Here is a 17,519-nt window from a genome sequence, read left to right on the forward strand (position 1 = left end):
CACGCCGGCATCACCCTGGATATCGGCACACTCTAATCCGAAACCTCGGTCTGCGGCCGGTCGCGGCCGTCGGCGAGCTCGTCGTGCCATTTGCCGTCGGCGTCCTCGTACTGGATGCCGTCGGTGTTGCCGGCGACCTGCTGTTCGGCCGAAGCGATCTCCGCGGCGCGCAACGCGTCCTGATGGGTGGGGAACGTTTCGGAGAATGTCGAGCCGACCTTGTAGGCCCAGCCTCCGTCATGCTCGACGATCTTGTAGGTCAGTTTCGCCATGAAACCCTCCGGTTGAAAGCCCGTTGCCTCAATGCAGCCTGTCGTCGGCCAGTCTGTCGTCCGGCAGCCTGTCGTCTGCGACCAGCACGTCCGATTCCCTGGCGGCTTCGATCAGTGCCCGGCGCGCATCCGCCGTCGAACGATAACCTTCCAGCACTTTTAGGCAAGTGTCGAGGGCATCACGATGACGCGGCCCGCGGTTGAGTGGCCAGATCGTCATCAGGCACTCCGCCGCCTCCTGGGCGCTGCGGATCTGCCGATATTTGCCGACATGGCCGAGTTCGACCACGACCGGCTTTTCAAATGGCTTGCTGTCCATCATCGCCGCCAACGCGGAGCGGCCGATTTGGTTGCAACTGCTTTTTAGCTCAGGCGAAAATAGCTCAATAGCCGCAGTCGTTGCGCAGCCAGCGTGCATTCGCCCAGCCGGTGCGGCCGCCGAAATCGACCTTGTACCAGTTTCCGCGGCGGTCGAAGATCTCGGTTTGGTCGCCGTTGAACAATTGCCCGATCATGCGCGACGACGAGTTCGGCCGGGCCCGAACGGCGAGAAAGCCGCTTCCCGTCGCCAGATTGTAGTGCCTGGAAAGGCCGTGCACCGTGCCTTCGCAATATTGCGCCCCGGCCGGCGTCGGTGCGGCGAACGACAGCCCGGCCAACACCGCGGCGGCGGCCGAAATGGAAATCCCCCTGAACGACATGTCTCTGCTCCCCCAACCCGCCGCGCCCAGCCGCGGCCCCCGGCCACTCTACACCGGCAGAGGATCAATGCGAAGCTGTGCTGGCCCGTCCAGCGAGACGAACCCGCCGTCAGTTCGCCGCCCTCATCCAGTGCTGCATCGTCGTCACCGAGCGGGCAAGCTGCGGCGCCGGGTGGATTTTTTCACCGAAGGTGGCCGCGGCGCGCCAGCCCCAGCGCGGATCGGCAAGAAAGGCGCGCGCCAGCGCCACCATGTCGGCGCGGCCGTCGGCGACGATCGCCTCGGCCTGTTTCGGATCGTCGATCAGGCCGACGGCCCGCGTCGGGATGCCGACGGCCTTGCGCACCGCTTCGGCCAGATGCACCTGGTAGCCGGGCCCGGAGGGCAGCTTCTGCAACGGTGAATTGCCGCCGCTCGAGCAGCAGAGATAGGCGACGCCGGCTTCCTTCAGCGCTTTTGCCACTTCGATCGCATCCTCGACCTCGAAGCCGCCATCGACCCATTCGTTGATCGACAGACGCGCGCCCAGCATCAGCCTGGGCACCGCCTTCTTCACCGCCTTGGCGATCTCGACGGCGAAACGCATGCGGTTTTCCAGCGAGCCGCCCCAGCGGTCGGTGCGCCGGTTGGAGAGCGGCGACAGGAACTGGAAGATCAGATAGCCATGCGCGGCATGCAGCTCGATGAAGTCGAAGCCGGCGCGCTCGGCCCGCCGGGCTGCTTCGGCGAAGCGTTCGATGATTTGCAGTATCTCGTCATCCTCCAGCGCCCGCGGCACCTGCCAGCCGGTGTCGTAGGCGATCGCCGAGGCCGACACGATCGGCCACGGATCCTGATCGGCATGCAGCGGGCCGCCGCCCTCCCAGGGTTTCCGGTTGGACGCCTTGCGGCCGGCATGGGCAAGCTGCGTGCCGAATTTCGTGCCCGGTGCGGCGACACGCTTGGCTGCATCCAGCGTGCGTCGCGCCGCCGCCTCGTTGTCCTCGGAATAAAGGCCGAGACAGCCATGCGAGATGCGGCCGCGCCGTTCGACATCGGTCATCTCGACTGTGACCATGCCGGCGCCCGACATCGCCAGGTTCATCCAGTGATAGAGGTGCCAATCGCTGGCCGAGCCGTCCTCGGCCGAATACTGGCACATCGGCGCGACCGCGATGCGGTTGGGGAAGGTGAGGCCGTCGAGGGTGATCGGCTGGAAAAGCGATGAGGTCATAAAAAACTCCGGAAAGGGTTGCCGCTATTTATGCAGCCGATTGTGCCAGCGCCAGACACGAGACGGTGAACCGGTGCTCTGGACCAATTGGTGGCCCGATTGCACGAACCGCCGTTCGCGGCTACGCCTTGCCGCGGCAGCAGGGAGTCCACCATGGAAGATCGCATTCGCATCCGCTCCGAGGAAGTCCTTTCCGACGAGTGGGCGGTTTTGAAAAAGACCGTCTTCGACTATCGCCGGCGCGACGGCAAATGGGAAACGCACACCCGCCAGACCTACGATCGCGGCGACGGCGCGGTGATCCTGCCTTTCGATCCGGAGCGTTCGACGGTGCTTCTGGTGCGGCAGTTCCGCTACCCGGCCTACGTCACCGGCCACAAGGAGCCGCTGATCGAGGCCTGCGCCGGCCTGCTCGACGAAGACGATCCCGAAACCTGCATCCGCAAGGAGGCCGAGGAGGAACTCGGCTACCGCCTGAAGGACGTGCAGCGGCTGTTTTCGCCCTATATGAGCCCCGGCAGCGTGACCGAGCGGCTCTGGTTCTTCGTCGCCCGCTATTCGCCCGCCGACCGCATTTCCGACGGCGGCGGCGCGCATGACGAAGGCGAGGACATCGAGGTTTTGGAAATGCCGCTCGACGAGGCGCTGGCCGGCATCCACGACGGTCGCATCATCGACGCCAAAACGATTATTTTAATCCAGCACCTGAAGCTGAACCCGATTGGTGGGTGAGCCCCGCAATAGGCCACGGTGCCGCCAACGAACGATTCCGCACGGGCTGTGGAGGAATATTCCTCTATGTAGCGATACAGCGCATCCAACCGGTGCTCCGCTTGCGCGGAAAATACAACCCTGCGCGTCATTCCTTAGTGGCATCGTCGCGCCGCGCGGCGGCGCGGTCGCGGATACGCAGCATGACCTGCTCGGCAGGGATGGCGCTGGACGGATTCGCCTTGTACTCGTCGTAGCTCTGGGCGACTTCCTCGCGCAGCCAGCGTTCAACGGCGGCGTCGCGGTCGAGCAGCGCGCGCACGCCCTCGCGCAGCACTTCGCTGACGGAGGCGTACGCGCCGGAGTCGACCTTGCGCGCGACGGCCTCGGCCATGTCGCGCGGGAGGGTGATACTTATCGGCTGGGTGGTTCGCATGGGCGGACTCCTTTTCCACCATATAGCAGCCGATGTGACAAAATCATATCGAAATTGCTGGCGATGATGCGTGTGACCGATACCGCCGCCCTTGCCTGAGTGCGCTTTGGAAGCTGGCAAACGAACACGCGGACGCCGGAATACGCATATCGCAGATCCCGCATCGGCTCGCCGGCTCCTGGTCGAGAAATGGCATATTGCAGCCTGTATTCGGCGAGTTCACGCTCTTGCTTAATGCATGTCGCGCAAAAGTGTGCAGCGGTTTTGCGATAACGACATGCATAAAAACAAGAACCTAAAGCGCGTCGCATGAGGCCGATCGAACGCGACACGCTTTAGGCCGCAATGGCGCCGATGTTGCTGGTGCGGACGACGGACTCGAACCCGTACGATCAGAGATCGAGGGATTTTAAGTCCCTTGCGAGGCTTGGTGTGGGCGACGGGATTTGAACCCGTAAGTGCTTGAAACACCGGCAGATTTTAAGTCTGCTGCGTATACCAGTTCCGCCACGCCCACTTCCCACATTGTGGGGAAATCCCACCGGTCTCCCACATGGTTTCCCACACGGTCGGCTTAGGATTTGCCGTTCACTACCACGAGCCTCGGAGCAGCGCCACCTTCGAGGGCGGTCAGGTTGTCGAGCAAGTGATTGGGTGCGAGGTGGGCGTAGTTCAGGGTGGTCTGGATCGACTTGTGGCCCATCCAGATTTGGACGCGCCGGATGTCGATGCCACGGATGATCTGCCACGAGTAGCACGTATGCCGCGTTGTGTAGACCACGGTGTCGGACAGTCCTGGGATGTGTTCGCGGATGCTGCGCCACACCTCTATGACCTCCCACTTGCCGATGTCGCAGAGGTCGCTGTGCTGCATCGGACGATGGATGCCCTTGCGGTTCTGAGCCATCAGGCGACTGCCGAGAGATCGTGGTCGTGATGCGTTAATGGGGTTGGCTGGACTAGCTTTGAAGGCGATGTCCTAAACACCGTCCTCTCCTACTCCAATGCGAGCGCCTAGTTTCCCGCAAGTTGAGATCAGCAAGGCGCCTCGCAGCGCCCTTGAACGTGGTGTCCATGATGTTTTTCTGTGTTTTTGTGGGGGGCAGGCTTTTCTTGGCCACGACTTATGAATAGTAGAAGGTAACGAGCGCTATATTTCGGCGATCTCTAATTTAGGAGTATATGATTTGTGGTGGTCAAGGTTCAAAAGAGGTTTTGCAGGAACATGGGAGGATAGACTGGACGGGATATTCTCATTGGAGATCGACTATGCTGGGAAATCCATTCTCGATGTTGGCTGCAATATGGGTGTTGTCGCCTATGAGATCTCCAAGCTGAAACCCAGTTCGATCCACGGGATCGACATTGCCAAGCCGCACATCGAGACCGCAAAGATGTTGTTGAGTGGCTCCCCGGTACATGCCAGGTTCGATCGCCTAAACCTCGGCAGCCGGCGCCTCGGCAATATCCTTCTACCGAAATACGATATCGTCCTGCTGCTGGCCGTCTATCAGCACATGCAGCGCAACATCGGCCCAGGCAAGGCGCGAAGGGTGCTTTCCAATATTGTGAGGCGCACCTCGAACGTCGTTGCCCGCGTTCCGCCTGGAACGGATGGCGAATTCATCGAAACGCTTTCTGACGAGGGGTTCCAGGTTAAGAGCACTCACACATCGCCTCTTGGCAGTCATGTGCTGGTGTTTGAGAAACCGCCTCACGCACCTCTAAGATTGTGCTGATTTAATTCGATTTCCTCTTCTGGAGCCACCCTTGGCGTAGTTGTCTAACTCGTCGTCGGTGCCGGCCTGCAGATTGATGTGGATTGGTTTGGCCATGAACGTCTGTTCTCCTTTTGCCACACGATTCCCACAACGGCGTGTTTCCCACAAAATCCGTTGCACGAGTGGAGAGATTAAAATGAAATGAAAAACCCCGGCGCAAACCGGGGAATTACAAGCGTTGAGGGGTTAGTTGCGAGGGTGCAACGGACTAGAACGGGATTTTAAGTCCCTTGCGTCTACCAATTCCGCCACGTCCGCAGGCCAGTCCTGTTCAGATGCCGGGCAGGGGCCGTCAAGCCGTCTTCTGCCGTCGACAAATCTGGCACTGGAAGCTAGCGAGGCCGATCACCTACAGTGATACAAACAAAATCGTTTCACCTGGAAATGTTTTTAGCGGCAGCTTCCGCGGCTACCGCGAATGCGCGTCCCCCGTTCGCAGGATGCGTTCGGGCGCTCTGCCCTGATAGACTCCAATTGGCAAGTGGATCGGCGCGCCGATACTCGACGCCGTCCTCTACAGACATTGGGAGATTGTCATGCTCAAGCTTGCCTCTGCCCTGGCACTGCTGGTTGTTGGGACGGCGTCTCTGTTTGCCGATGAGATGCCGATGAACGCCAAAGACATCAAATGGGGTCCTGCTCCAGCTGTCATTCCCGCTGGCGCGGAAATGGCTGTTGTCGCTGGAGACCCCTCAAAGGAGGGCGCCTATGTGCTGCGGTTGAAGACACCCGCCGGCTACAAAATTGCCGCACATAATCATCCCACCACGGAATACGTAACGGTGCTTTCCGGCAACTTCCATATTGGAATGGGCGATAAGCTCGACGAGGCGAAAGGTGTCGAACTGACTGCTGGCGGCTTCGGCGTCGCGCCGGCCGGAATGAATCACTTCGCCTGGACGACAAGCGATACGATCATCCAGGTTCATGGCGAGGGGCCATTCAAGATCACCTACGTCAACCCGGCAGACGATCCAAGCAAGAAGTGACAGTTCGGGATCGAATTGAGTGAACCGGCCGAAGGCTCGAACGATGGAGTGCGTCAAACTCCGCGACCGTCGATTCAGAAGGATCCTCTAACGAGACGAAAGCTGATTGGCCGCAACGGAATCGTATTCCGCCTGGGCCATTTGCCATGAATGGCGCAATAACAAAAACCCGCCTCGGGAGGCGGGTCGTTGGAGCCAATTGGCACCATACCCAAATTAGTAGCATAGCTGCCGGCACAAAGCAAGAACAAAGTTGCCTGTCAGCGTTGAATCGCCGCTTCATTTCAGCTTGGGTTCCTCGCCCCCACGAAAGTGGGGGAGAGGTGGCTCGGCGCAGCCGAGACGGAGAGGGGGACCGCGCTCTATGAAAGGCCCCCTCTCCGGCCGCTTCGCGGCCACCTCTCCCCCGCTTCGCGGTGGGCGAGGAACCCAGGTCTTGAGAGGTCGGCGCCCGACCCCCTCTGTCGCCTTCGGCGACATCTCCCCCGCTGGGTCCCACTTGGGGGGAGATCGGCAGTTTCGCCACCGGCGCTTACTTCCTCGCTGGTCAAAATCCTCGCGGCTTGGCACAGTCGGGCAAAGAGGAGCCTGTTGATGCCGAAGAATGCGACGAAACCAAAACCCTGGGCCGAGATGGCGACGCATCTGGTCGATGTCGCCATGGGCCGCAAGCCCGCCGATCTCGTCATCCGCAACGGGCGCTGGGTCAACGTCCATTCGGGCGAGATCATCGCCGGCACCGACATCGCCATTGCCGGCGGCCGCTTTGCCTATTGCGGGCCGAACGCCGGCCATGCCATCGGCCAGGGCACCAAGGTGGTCGATGCCGGCGGCCGCTATCTGGTGCCGGGGCTTTGCGACGCGCATATGCATGTCGAGAGCGGCATGGTGACGGTGACGGAATTCTGCCGCGCGGTGATCCCGCACGGCACCACCTCGATGTTCATCGATCCGCATGAGATCGCCAACGTGCTCGGCCTGCCGGGCGTGCGGCTGATGCATGACGAGGCCGTTGCCATGCCGGTCAACGTGCTTGTGCAGATGCCGTCCTGCGTGCCTTCGGCACCGGGGCTGGAGCATGCCGGCGCCGAGCTGACCGTCGCCGACGTTGCCGAAGCGATGAGCTGGGAGAACATCATCGGGCTCGGCGAGGTGATGAATTTTCCCGGCGTCGCCGCCAACGATCCGGTGATGTCGGGCGAGATCGCCGCGACGGTGAGGGCCGGCAAGACCGTCGGCGGGCATTATGCCTCGCGCGATCTCGGCCTGCCGTTCCACGGCTATGTCGCCGGCGGCCCCGAGGACGATCACGAAGGCACGCGCGCCGAGGACGCCATCGCCCGCGTCCGCCAGGGCATGAAGGCGATGCTGCGGCTGGGCTCGGCCTGGTACGACGTGGCCTCGCAGATCAAGGCGGTGACGGAGAGCGGGCTCGACCCGCGCAACTTCATCCTGTGCACCGACGACAGCCATTCCGGCACGCTGGTGCACGAAGGCCATATGGACCGGGTCGTGCGCCACGCCATCAGCCAGGGCTTGAAGCCGGTGACGGCGATCCAGATGGCGACGCTCAACACCGCCCAGCATTTCCGGCTGGAGCGCGAGATCGGCTCGATCGCGCCGGGACGGCTCGCCGATCTGCTGATCGTCTCCGACCTCGCCGAAATGACCATCGACGAGGTCTATGGCCGCGGCGTCAGGCTGGCCAAGGGCGGCAAGCTCGAAATCGACATTCCAGCCTACGACTATCCGAAGACGGCGAAGAACACCGTCAAGCTCGGCAGGAAGCTCAAGCCCGGCGATTTCGATATCGCCGCACCCCTGGGCGCCAACGAGGTGCGGGTACGCGTCATCGGCGTCATCGAGAACCAGGCGCCGACGCGGGCGCTGGAGGCCGATCTTGCCGTCGAGGACGGGCTGGTCGCCATGGACCGCCGCAACGATGTCTGCCAGATCGCGCTGGTCGAACGCCACAAGGGCACCGGCGGCGTCACCAACGCCTTCGTCTCCGGCTTCGGCTATATCGGCGACTGCGCCATGGCGTCGAGCGTGGCCCACGATGCCCACCACATCATCGTCGTCGGCACCAACAAGCAGGATATGGCTCTGGCCGTGAACCGGCTGGGCGAGGTCGGCGGCGGCGTCGTGCTGTTTTCCAACGGCAAGGAGCTGGCGCTGGTCGAAATGCGGATCGCCGGGCTGATGTCGGACGAGCGCGCCGAAATCGTCGCCGCCAAGGCCGACAAACTCAGCGATGCAATGCGGCAGATGGGCTGCTCGCTGAACAACGCCTACATGCAGCACTCGCTGCTGGCGCTGGTCGTCATCCCCGAGCTCAGAATTTCCGACGTCGGCCTGATCGACGTGACAACTTTTCAGAAGGTTGATTTGTTCGTTTGAAGAATCACTGAACCCTGGAGGGACAGCGCCCGGACAGCGCCCCCTCTGTCCGGCAGGACAGAGGGGGGCGCGAAGGATCGCTGCAGAGCGTTTTTGTTGACAGCTGCCAATCACCGGCGCGTTTGGCAGCAGAGGTCGGCTCACCCGCCGGTGGCGATGGTCAGCACTTTGAACGGCGTGGTGATGACGATTTCGGCGACCGAGCCGACGGCCTTGCCGAGGCCCTGGCCGAGATTGTCGAGCTGGGCCGGCGCGGTCTCTTCGGAGGCGAGGCCGGCCGGGGCGCGCAGGCGGTCGCCGAGCAGCTGCACCAGGAACGGGTTGTCGGCGAATTTGGCGTGGTTCAGCCGGTCGCCGCCCTTGGTCTTGGTCAGGTCGACCACCGAGACGCCATAGCTGGCGAGGTCGGCCGCGTCGCCATAGTCGCCGACGCGTGGCTTGTCGCCGGAGATCAGGGTCGACAGCCTGAGCGCCCGGTCGTCGCCCGAAAGCAGCACGGCGAACGGCTTGTCGGGCTTGCCGTAGCGGATCATCTGCTTCTTGAACACGTCGACGTCGATATCGGGCGAGGCCAGGATGACGTAGCCGAGCTTGCCGCCGAGGTCGCGGTCGCCGGTGATGGCAAGCTGGCGCAACGCTTCCATGGTCACCCAGGTCCCCATCGAATGGGCAATGATGTCGATGCTCTTGGCGCGGCTCCTGGCGAGCATGCGCAGCGTCGCTTCGAGATCGTCGCGCGCCGCATTGGCGCTTTCCTTGTCGTAGATGTAGCCGGTCGTCTTGCCGCTCGACGCCCACGAAAACAGCACCGGCGTGCCTGGGTATTTCGTGTCGTGCGCGATCTGCGTCAGCCGGTAGATACCGTCATCGAAGCCGTTGTTGAAGCCGTGCACGAAAACCAGCGCGCGGTCGCCGCGCATGGCGATGTCGGCGCCGACCGCCTTGGCGAATTGCGGGGCGCCTTCGTAGAAGGTGACGCCGGTCGCCGTGAAATCCTTCGCCGGATTGCTGTTGGCCGAGCCCTTGACCCGCTCGATGGCGCCGAGCTGGTGGATTTTGGGCACCGTCACCTCGACGCTGGCAAAGCTGGTGGTCGGCGAACGGTCGCCGTCGAACACCTGCCGGGGCTCTTTCATTGCCTTTTGCCGGGTTGTGGCGACGAAGATCTTGTGCGTCGCCGCAATGTCCGAAGCAGGCACGATGATCGTCGTCTTGTTGAGCAGATCGTGCGTGTTCTGGCCGGCGCAGCCGGTAACCGCGAGCGCGAACGCAGCGACGAGAAAGATCTTCGAAGGCACGATCACGCGGGCTCCCGCAAAGGCGACGTCGAGCCGGAGACGTCTTGGCCTATTCGATAGAGGCAGAGGCCGGCACGGTCCAGTTCAAACTGTTCCGATTGTGCGGCAATGGTCAACGGTCGCTGCCGCGCAATGCAGCTATTGTCCGACCGAGGCGATGCGGTCTGTCACTTCGCGGTCGCTGGCAAACCCGTCATCCTCGCGCAGCTTCTGGCCGATCAACTGCACCAATTCCGGATTATCGGCGAATTTGGTGTGGTTGAAGCGGTCGGTTCCCTTGACGCTGGAGAGATCGACGACCGACACGCCATAGCTGGCGAGGTCGGCGGCGTTCTTGTAGTCGCCAACGCGCGGCCGCGCACCGGCGATCAGGCCGGAGAGCCGCAGCGCCCGGTCGTCGTCGGAGAGCAGCAGGATGAACGGCTTGTCCGGCTTGCCGTAGCGGCGCATCTGGCTCTTGAACACGTCAACGTCGATGTCGGGCGAGGCCAGCACGACGTCGCCGAGCTTGCCGCCCAGATCACGGTCGCCGGTGATGGCGAGCTGGCGCAACGCCTCCATGGTAACCCAGGTCCCCAGCGAATGGGCGACGATGTCGATGCGCCGCGCGCCGGTCTGCGCCAGCATTCTCAGCGTCACTTCCAGCTGGTCGCGGGCAACGCTGGCGCTTTCTTTGTCGTAGACGTAGTCGGTGGTCTTGGCGCCCGACGCCCAGGAAAACAGCACCGGCGTGCCCGGATAGCCGGAGTCATGGGTGATCTGGGTGACGCGGTAGACGGCGTCGTCGAAGCCGGTGTTGTAGCCGTGGACGAAGACCATGACACGGCCGCCGCGCGCCGCGATGTCGGCGCTGAGGGCGCTGGAGAATTTCGGCTGGGTGTCGTAGCCGACGACCTCGGAAGCCATGAAGTATTTGGCCGGATCGTCCGACTTGCCGCGTGAGCGCCGCTCGATCTGGCCTGTCTTGTGGATGCCGGGGACGGTGACGTTGACGCGGGCATAGTTCAGCGTCGCCGAACGCTCGCCGTCGAAGACCTTGTTGGGATCGTCGGAGCGCTTGCGCGTCGTGGCGATGAAGATCGAGTGATTGCCGGCGATTTCCGTCACCGGCACCGCCATCATGGCGCTGCCGAGCAGTTCCTCGGTTTGGCGGCCGCCGCAGCCGGCGAGCAGCGCGGCAAGGACAATGATGCAAATCGTCTTCAAGGGCACTTAAGCAATTCCACTCCGGCCTGACCAAAGGCCCATCCACCTCCGCCGCACCTCCCGGACAGGCGAAGTGCGGCAGAAGTAAGTCGCAGGCGCCCGAAATGCGCTCAGCGCCCCGCGACTGCCATCGCACTGTTGCGCGAAAGCCAGAACGGCGGCAGGAACGCCGGAATGTTGGAAAAGGGCAGCACTTCCGGCTTCAGCCTTATGCCGAGCACGTCGGTCATGAAGGCGTGGCGCGCCTCGATGCGGCGCCAGGCCTCGGGAAAGCGCGCCGCGATCTCTTCGCGCAGCGCCTCGTCGGCCAGCGCGATGCCGTCCTCGATGTTTGTGGTGAAATAATCGGTGCCGGTCGCCGGGATGATGTCGACCTGCAAGGCCATGCCCGACTTCAATCTGATGTCGGAGCCGGAAAATACCGGCGAATGCATCCATTCGTCGATATGGATGAGATGGCCGGGGTTGAGCGCTACGCCGAAGAACCGATCGCCGATGCGCTCATGCACAGCTTGCCACAACGCGCCGCCGGGAACGCCGATGCCGACCGTCTCGTACCAGTCGACGACGGCGCAGAAATAGGGCGCAACCAGCTTCTCGACATAGTCCTGGATGCCCCTCGGAAGCTCGGCCGCGTCCTCGACCAGAAAACCGGCGCGGGCATTGAGCGAGCCCTGGATGCCATAGGCCATGGTGATCGGGTCGCCGCGCTTGATGACGTCAAGACGCGGGCTCGGCAGGCCATAGGCCGCCCGCCCGCCGGCCGACAGCATCGGGTGGCAGCATTGCGGCAGGCCGTTGATGCCCATCAGCCGCGCCGCCTGCAATTCGGTCATGCCGGGTTCGATGCCTTGCAGGACATTGCGCAGGCCTTGCGAGGAATAGGTCGCGGCGAATTCGAACGCGGCCAGTTGGTCGGCCTCGTTGATGGCGCGCAGGCCGTCGGCAGGGTTCATCAACAGGTTCGCCGCGTTGACGATCACGCCCCTATCGCCGGCAAGGCTGCGCAACGTGTCGGCGATGAAGGACGGCAGGTCGAGCGTCGTTTCGCCAAAACCCGCATCGCCGGGGCCGAACGGCTTCCAGCCGATGGCGCCGATGCGCTGGCCGGCTTTCAGGCCGCAACCGACGAGGATGTCGGCCAGCGCTTGCGAGCGGTCGCGCGGCTGCGCCGGCAGCGAGAACGTCTGGTAGAGCACGCGCTCGTAAGGCCCGTCGCAGATCTCGGCATAGCCCCAGCCCTCATTGCCGACCAGCAGTTTCGGCGGCTTACCGGGAACGATGACCAGCAGCGTCTCCTCGAAGCGAGGATCGTAGCCGCAGAGGTAGGCGACATTGGCCGCATGTTCGCGGTCGCCATAGACGACGAAGGCATCGAACCCGCCGCGCGCGACCAGTGCCGCTATACGGGCCTCGTAGGTGGCGCGCGTAACCAGTGGCATCACCGTCGGCTCGCCGAACTCCGGCAGCGACACGGTTTTCCGGGCCACCGATGCGACAGGCATGAACACACGCTCCTAACGGCCAACGAGGTTTTGGGAACACCCTTTCGGGTGGCCGGACAATGGCTTCGCGAGGCCGGATATGCAATAGCGGGACCGAATTCGCCTAGCCTGTGGGGTGCTCCAGCCATGACCAGTTTCTCTTCTCGCGTCGCTGCCGCCGCTGCCGCGATCCGCGAGATCTTTCCGGAGACGCCGCTGCAGGAAAACGACTATCTGTCGAAGAAGACCGGCGCGCGGGTGCTGCTGAAGCGCGAGGACCTGACGCCGGTGCGCTCCTACAAGATCCGGGGCGCCTTCAACTTCTTCCGCAAGACGCTCGCCGCCGGCAACGCTGCCGAGCTGTTTGTCTGCGCCTCGGCCGGCAATCATGCGCAGGGCTTTGCCTTCGTCTGCCGCCATTTCGGCAAGAAGGGCGTCGTCTTCATGCCGGTGACGACGCCGCAGCAGAAGATCGACAAGACGCGGCTGTTCGGCGGCGCGTTCGTCGAGATCAGGCTGGTCGGCGATTTCTTCGACGACTGCTACCGCGCGGCACTTGAATTCACCGAAACTGCCGGCGCCCACATGGTGCCGCCGTTCGACCATAAGGACATCATCGAAGGGCAGGCGACCGTCGCCTATGAGATATCAGGCCAGATGCCCGGCGCGCGCATGGCTGATATCGTCATGCTGCCGGTCGGCGGCGGCGGCCTGGCCGCCGGTGTCACCCATTATTTCGCCGACCAGCACCGCGAAACGCGCTTCGTCTTTTGCGAGCCGGCCGGCGCCCCGAGTTTGAGCGAGAGCCTCGCCGCCGGAAAGCGGATCAAGCTCGCCAAGGTCGACAATTTCGTCGACGGCGCAGCAGTGGCCGAGATCGGCCGCGAGCCGTTGCGCCACCTGAAGGAGTTTGCCGCCGACACCGTGCGGCTGATCCCGGAAAACCGGCTCTGCGCAACCATGATCGAAATGCTCAATGTCGAAGGCGTCGTGCTCGAGCCGGCCGGCGCGCTGGCGATCGATGCGCTCAAGGATTTTTCCAGGAAGGAAATCAGGGGCAAGACCATCGTCGCCGTGGTGTCGGGCGGCAATTTCGATTTCGAGCGGCTGCCGGATGTGAAGGAACGGGCGCTGCGCTTCGAGGGCTTGAAGAAATACTTCATCATCCGCTTTCCGCAACGGCCCGGCGCGCTGCGCGATTTCCTCGAATTGCTGGGTCCCGACGACGACATCGCCCGCTTCGAATATCTGAAGAAATCGGCGCGCAATTTCGGTTCGGTGCTGATCGGCATCGAAACCAAGGACCGCCGCAATTTCGACCTGCTCAAGGCAAATTTCGACGCCGAGAGCGTCCATTACCAGGACATCACAGACAACGAGACGCTCGCCGGGTTCATCATATGAGCAGCAACGATCTTCCGAGCGCTCCGGCGAACGTTTTTATCGCGCTGTTGTCCGGCATCAATGTCGGCGGCAACCGCATTGTCAAGATGGCGGAACTCAGGTCATTTTTGGAGCAGCTCGGCTTCTCCGATGTCGCCACCTATGTGCAGAGCGGCAACGCCGTGTTCCGGTCGCCAGATGGCGATGCGGCGACGCTGACCAAGCGGTTGGAAGCGGAATTCGAGAAGAAATGGGGGTTCCATTCACGCATCATGGTGCGCGATATCGGCTGGCTCGAGCGGCTGGCGGCGGACAATCCCTATCCGGAAGTGGCCGGCGAGCCGACCAAGCTGCATGCCTATGCGCTGGAGCGCCGGCCGACCGCCGAGGAGGTCGCCCGGCTGGCGGAAAAATGCACCGGGCCAGAACGCTTCGAGATCAAGGGCGACGTGCTCTACCTGCATGCGCCTGACGGGCTCGGCAAATCCGTGTTTGCCAATCAAATTCCGCGCGTTCTGAAGGTGCCGGGCACGGCGCGCAATTGGCGCACCGTGCTGATGCTGCTGGACATGGCCAAGGCCGGCGGTTGACAGGTCGTCTACGCGGTCGGAGCGCGTTTCCAGTCGAATGCCAGCTCTTCACGGAAGGCGAAGCGCTTGATGTGCTCGGCGACGACCGTTTCCAGGCGCTCGAGCGAGCCGGCTTCATCGGTCGTCACTGCAATGTGCAGCGCAGCCGGGTCGGCATCGAGAACCGTGCGGCCGAGCGTCAGATCGATGGTGCCGTGGTTCGGGTCGAATTCGACGGGAAACTTGTGCGCCCAATGTTTGCACAGCTGCTGCAGATAGCGGCTGGCATGTTCGGTGGCGACGTCGACATGGCTGGCCGGCATGAATGAATTCTCCTTGGGAATGCGGACGCGAAAACCGAACCAGGGCCCGCCTGCGTCCGTTCAAGATGGCGTGATCGGTTACCAGCTGCCGGTGTTCGGCATCGACGCCCACGGCTCGGCCTTCGGCTTGGCCGGACCTTTCTGCAACAGCTCGATCGAGATGCCGTCCGGCGATTTGACGAACGCCATGTTGCCGTCGCGCGGCGGCCGGTTGATGGTAACGCCATTGTCCATCAGCCGCTGACAGGTGGCGTAGATGTCGTCGACCTCATAGGCGAGATGGCCGAAATTGCGGCCGCCCTTGTAGTCTTCCGGGTCCCAATTGTAGGTCAGCTCGACCAGCGGCGCTTTCTCGCTGATGCCGCTTTGCTCGTCTTCGGGGGCGGCGAGGAAGATCAGCGTGTAGCGGCCTTGCTCGTTTTCATGGCGGCGCACTTCCTTGAGGCCAAGCTTGTTGCAGTAGAAATCGAGCGAAGCATCGATGTCGGCGACACGGACCATGGTGTGCAGATAGCGCATGATTTCCTCCTTATGTTGCGTTGCGGCGCAACATAGGGGCGGCCCGGCCAAAGGGCAATTGGCCACGCTTGCCGGCGCCGGCAAACGGCAAATCCGCTATTCCTGTACGGAACCGTGAAAAAAGGCACGTCAGGTCTTGCACACACCGGAAGCCGCGGTGTTAATCTGATACCAAGAATCAGTTGCGGTGTTTGTTGAAAAAAGGGGGCGTTCTTATGGGGGAAAAGGCCTCTTTCATGGGGCGGGACGGGGCCGGTAACGATGCGTTGAAGCGGGATGAGAGCGCCGATACGGCCGATCTCATCGAAATCGCCGGCGCCATCAAATGGTTCGACGTGGCCAAGGGCTACGGTTTCATCCTTCCCGATGATGGTACTTCGGGCGACATCCTCCTCCATGTGACATGCCTTCGAAAGGACGGTTTTCAGACCGCCCTGGAAGGCGCCCGTGTCGTCTGCCTGGTCAAGCAGGGCGAGCGCGGGTTGCAGGCCTTCCGCGTGCTCTCGATGGATGTCACCACGGCGGTGCATCCGGCGGAGCTGCAGGAGCAGCGCACCCATGTCGCGGTGACGCCGGAAAGCGGCCTCGAACGGGCGCTGGTCAAATGGTTCAACCGCACCAAGGGGTTCGGCTTTCTGACCCGGGGCGAGGGCACCGAGGACATTTTCGTCCACATGGAGACGCTGCGCCGCTACGGCATCACCGAACTCCGGCCGGGCCAGGTGGTGCTGGTCCGCTTCGGACGCGGCGACAAAGGCCTTATGGCTGCCGAAATTCACCCCGATATGGGTACCTTGCCGGTCTCGCATTAGTTCCGGCCGAGGATTTCATATGGCTCACAGCAACCGGCTGACGGCGGGCGCGCTCTGCGCCGGGATTTTCCTCATCGTCGCCGCAAGTGCGTTCTTCTATTTTCAGCAACCGAGTTCCGCCGACGGCAAGGCGATGATCCTTCCCGTCGACCCGGCGCCGCTGGTCGCGGTGACGAAGGCCGGCGAGCGTTCTTTTTCCGTGGAAATCGCCGACACGCCCGCCGAGCGCGAAGCCGGGCTGATGTTCCGCCGGCACATGGCCGACAATCACGGCATGCTGTTCGTGTTCGGCGCGCCGCAGGATGTGAGTTTCTGGATGAAGAACACGCCGATGCCGCTCGACCTGATCTTCGTCGGACAGGACGGCCGGATCCGGGCGATCGAGCAAGGCGAGCCGCAGTCGGAGGCGATCATCTCGCCGGACGAACCGGTGCGCTTCGTGCTCGAGCTCAAGGCGGGCACGGCCGCCAAAAAGGGCATTAAGGACGGCGACCTGCTGCGCCATCCGGCCATCGGCACGGCGCCGGGGCCGGCCATGCCGCCGCCCGACAAGGGCGATGCGCCGAGTGTCGATTCCGACTGAGCGGGCAGGATCTTCAGCCGATGCAGTTCTTCTCACATGACGGTTTCGACCTTGCTTTCCTTGACCGCCAGCCGGCATCGGGGCAGGGCGATCCGGTGCTGATGATCCACGGCTTTGCCTCGAGCCATTACGTCAACTGGGTGTCACCCGGCTGGTTCAAGACGCTGAACGACGCCGGCTATCGTGCGATCGCCTTCGATAATCGCGGCCATGGCTCGTCGTCGAAGAGCTATGACGAAGCTGACTACACGCCGGCAAAAATGGCGTCGGACGCGGCAGCGCTTTTGAACCATCTCGGCATCGAACGCGCTCATGTCATGGGTTACTCGATGGGCGCGCGCATATCGGCCTTCCTGGCGCTCTCCGACCCGGATAAGGTGGCGACGCTGGTCTTCGGCGGTCTCGGCATCGGCATGGTCGACGGCGTCGGCGATTGGGATCCGATAGCCAACGCCCTTCTGGCCGACGATCCGTCAGGCACCAGCGATCCGCGCGGCCGCTCGTTCCGCGCCTTCGCCGATCAGACCCGCAGCGATCGCCGCGCGCTCGCCGCCTGCATCGCCACCTCGCGCGAATTGCTGAGCGAGGCCGACATTGCCCGCATTGCCCAGCCGACCTTGATTGCGGTGGGAACCAAGGACGACATCGGCGGCTCGCCGGATGAACTCGCCGCCCTGATGCCGAACGCCAGGGCTTTTCACATCGAAGGCCGCGACCATATGCTGGCGGTCGGCGACAAGACCTTCAAGCAGCGCGTGCTGGAGTTTTATGCCGAGCATCGGTTTTGATGGATGGCTGCCCAAAAGCGGCCATTGGGCCTGAAGCTGGGGTTCTTAGCG

The 17,519-nt window shown here is 62.9% G+C and carries 20 protein-coding genes and 1 tRNA gene; 9 read left to right on the forward strand and 12 right to left on the reverse strand.

Annotated elements, in window-relative coordinates; translation table 11 throughout:
* Positions 1-32: 32 nt before the first annotated feature.
* The 4 genes from NKH90_RS13250 to NKH90_RS13265 form a co-directional block, all read right to left on the reverse strand.
* Entirely contained in the window at positions 33-272 is a 240-nt protein-coding gene (locus NKH90_RS13250) for a DUF2188 domain-containing protein (protein ID WP_023674770.1), read from the reverse strand.
* Positions 273-300: 28 nt separating this feature from the next.
* Positions 301-594, reverse strand: coding sequence for a DUF982 domain-containing protein (locus tag NKH90_RS13255; protein ID WP_352749379.1), 294 nt, complete (start codon positions 592-594; stop codon positions 301-303).
* A gap of 61 nt (positions 595-655) precedes the next feature.
* Positions 656-973, reverse strand: coding sequence for an SH3 domain-containing protein (locus NKH90_RS13260; RefSeq protein ID WP_352819701.1), 318 nt, complete (start codon positions 971-973; stop codon positions 656-658).
* Between the two features lie 109 nt (positions 974-1,082).
* Complete coding sequence (locus NKH90_RS13265; RefSeq protein WP_352819703.1) at positions 1,083-2,186, reverse strand: NADH:flavin oxidoreductase/NADH oxidase; 1,104 nt, start codon at positions 2,184-2,186, stop codon at positions 1,083-1,085.
* Between the two features lie 153 nt (positions 2,187-2,339).
* Here NKH90_RS13265 and NKH90_RS13270 point away from each other — a divergent pair, with 153 nt between their 5' ends.
* Positions 2,340-2,918, forward strand: coding sequence for an NUDIX domain-containing protein (locus tag NKH90_RS13270; protein ID WP_352541399.1), 579 nt, complete (start codon positions 2,340-2,342; stop codon positions 2,916-2,918).
* A gap of 127 nt (positions 2,919-3,045) precedes the next feature.
* Here NKH90_RS13270 and NKH90_RS13275 read toward each other — a convergent pair whose 3' ends face one another.
* The 3 genes from NKH90_RS13275 to NKH90_RS13285 form a co-directional block, all read right to left on the reverse strand.
* Positions 3,046-3,333, reverse strand: coding sequence for a ribbon-helix-helix domain-containing protein (locus NKH90_RS13275; protein ID WP_352819705.1), 288 nt, complete (start codon positions 3,331-3,333; stop codon positions 3,046-3,048).
* A gap of 428 nt (positions 3,334-3,761) precedes the next feature.
* Positions 3,762-3,850 (reverse strand) — tRNA-Leu (locus NKH90_RS13280).
* 57 nt (positions 3,851-3,907) lie between these two features.
* On the reverse strand, positions 3,908-4,240 hold the full coding sequence (locus NKH90_RS13285) for a tyrosine-type recombinase/integrase (RefSeq protein WP_352819706.1): 333 nt from the start codon (positions 4,238-4,240) through the stop codon (positions 3,908-3,910).
* Between the two features lie 349 nt (positions 4,241-4,589).
* Here NKH90_RS13285 and NKH90_RS13290 point away from each other — a divergent pair, with 349 nt between their 5' ends.
* The 3 genes from NKH90_RS13290 (at position 4,590) to ade (ending at position 8,503) form a co-directional block, all read left to right on the forward strand.
* Positions 4,590-5,072, forward strand: coding sequence for a class I SAM-dependent methyltransferase (locus NKH90_RS13290; protein WP_352819708.1), 483 nt, complete (start codon positions 4,590-4,592; stop codon positions 5,070-5,072).
* A gap of 578 nt (positions 5,073-5,650) precedes the next feature.
* On the forward strand, positions 5,651-6,103 hold the full coding sequence (locus NKH90_RS13295; RefSeq protein WP_352453477.1) for a cupin domain-containing protein: 453 nt from the start codon (positions 5,651-5,653) through the stop codon (positions 6,101-6,103).
* 594 nt (positions 6,104-6,697) lie between these two features.
* The gene (ade, locus tag NKH90_RS13300) at positions 6,698-8,503 is read left to right on the forward strand and encodes an adenine deaminase (RefSeq protein WP_352819710.1); all 1,806 of its coding nucleotides are present in this window, start codon (positions 6,698-6,700) and stop codon (positions 8,501-8,503) included.
* 140 nt (positions 8,504-8,643) lie between these two features.
* Here ade and NKH90_RS13305 read toward each other — a convergent pair whose 3' ends face one another.
* From NKH90_RS13305 to NKH90_RS13315, 3 genes are all read right to left on the reverse strand, one after another.
* The gene (locus NKH90_RS13305; RefSeq protein ID WP_352819712.1) at positions 8,644-9,807 is read right to left on the reverse strand and encodes an alpha/beta hydrolase; all 1,164 of its coding nucleotides are present in this window, start codon (positions 9,805-9,807) and stop codon (positions 8,644-8,646) included.
* Positions 9,808-9,939: 132 nt separating this feature from the next.
* Entirely contained in the window at positions 9,940-11,013 is a 1,074-nt protein-coding gene (locus tag NKH90_RS13310) for an alpha/beta hydrolase (RefSeq protein WP_352451120.1), read from the reverse strand.
* 104 nt (positions 11,014-11,117) lie between these two features.
* Positions 11,118-12,512, reverse strand: coding sequence for a hypothetical protein (locus NKH90_RS13315; RefSeq protein ID WP_352819714.1), 1,395 nt, complete (start codon positions 12,510-12,512; stop codon positions 11,118-11,120).
* A gap of 126 nt (positions 12,513-12,638) precedes the next feature.
* Here NKH90_RS13315 and ilvA point away from each other — a divergent pair, with 126 nt between their 5' ends.
* Positions 12,639-13,895, forward strand: coding sequence for a threonine ammonia-lyase IlvA (gene ilvA / locus NKH90_RS13320; RefSeq protein WP_352472737.1), 1,257 nt, complete (start codon positions 12,639-12,641; stop codon positions 13,893-13,895).
* Positions 13,892-14,464, forward strand: a complete 573-nt coding sequence (locus tag NKH90_RS13325) for a DUF1697 domain-containing protein (RefSeq protein ID WP_352819716.1) — start codon at positions 13,892-13,894, stop codon at positions 14,462-14,464. Before ilvA ends, NKH90_RS13325 begins: the two co-directional genes overlap by 4 nt.
* Before the next feature lie 8 nt (positions 14,465-14,472).
* Here NKH90_RS13325 and NKH90_RS13330 read toward each other — a convergent pair whose 3' ends face one another.
* Both NKH90_RS13330 and gloA read right to left on the reverse strand, forming a co-directional pair.
* Positions 14,473-14,766, reverse strand: a complete 294-nt coding sequence (locus tag NKH90_RS13330; protein ID WP_352472739.1) for a DUF2218 domain-containing protein — start codon at positions 14,764-14,766, stop codon at positions 14,473-14,475.
* A 78-nt stretch (positions 14,767-14,844) separates the two neighbouring features.
* Positions 14,845-15,285, reverse strand: a complete 441-nt coding sequence (gene gloA / locus NKH90_RS13335; RefSeq protein WP_023674793.1) for a lactoylglutathione lyase — start codon at positions 15,283-15,285, stop codon at positions 14,845-14,847.
* Between the two features lie 236 nt (positions 15,286-15,521).
* Between gloA and NKH90_RS13340 the strand changes: the two genes are divergently transcribed.
* From NKH90_RS13340 to NKH90_RS13350, 3 genes are read left to right on the forward strand one after another with little or no spacing between them, the layout of a single operon-like run.
* Positions 15,522-16,097 (forward strand): cold-shock protein, encoded by a 576-nt coding sequence (locus NKH90_RS13340; RefSeq protein ID WP_352541457.1) that lies wholly within the window; start codon positions 15,522-15,524, stop codon positions 16,095-16,097.
* 19 nt (positions 16,098-16,116) lie between these two features.
* Positions 16,117-16,680 carry a DUF192 domain-containing protein gene (locus NKH90_RS13345; protein WP_352458459.1) on the forward strand — a complete coding sequence of 188 codons (564 nt, stop codon included), beginning with the start codon at positions 16,117-16,119 and terminating at the stop codon, positions 16,678-16,680.
* Between the two features lie 20 nt (positions 16,681-16,700).
* Complete coding sequence (locus tag NKH90_RS13350; RefSeq protein WP_352472740.1) at positions 16,701-17,468, forward strand: alpha/beta fold hydrolase; 768 nt, start codon at positions 16,701-16,703, stop codon at positions 17,466-17,468.
* Positions 17,469-17,519 lie beyond the last annotated feature (51 nt).

The organism is Mesorhizobium sp. M0898 (assembly GCF_040319695.1).
In the GTDB taxonomy this organism is placed as follows: Bacteria; Pseudomonadota; Alphaproteobacteria; order Rhizobiales; family Rhizobiaceae; genus Mesorhizobium.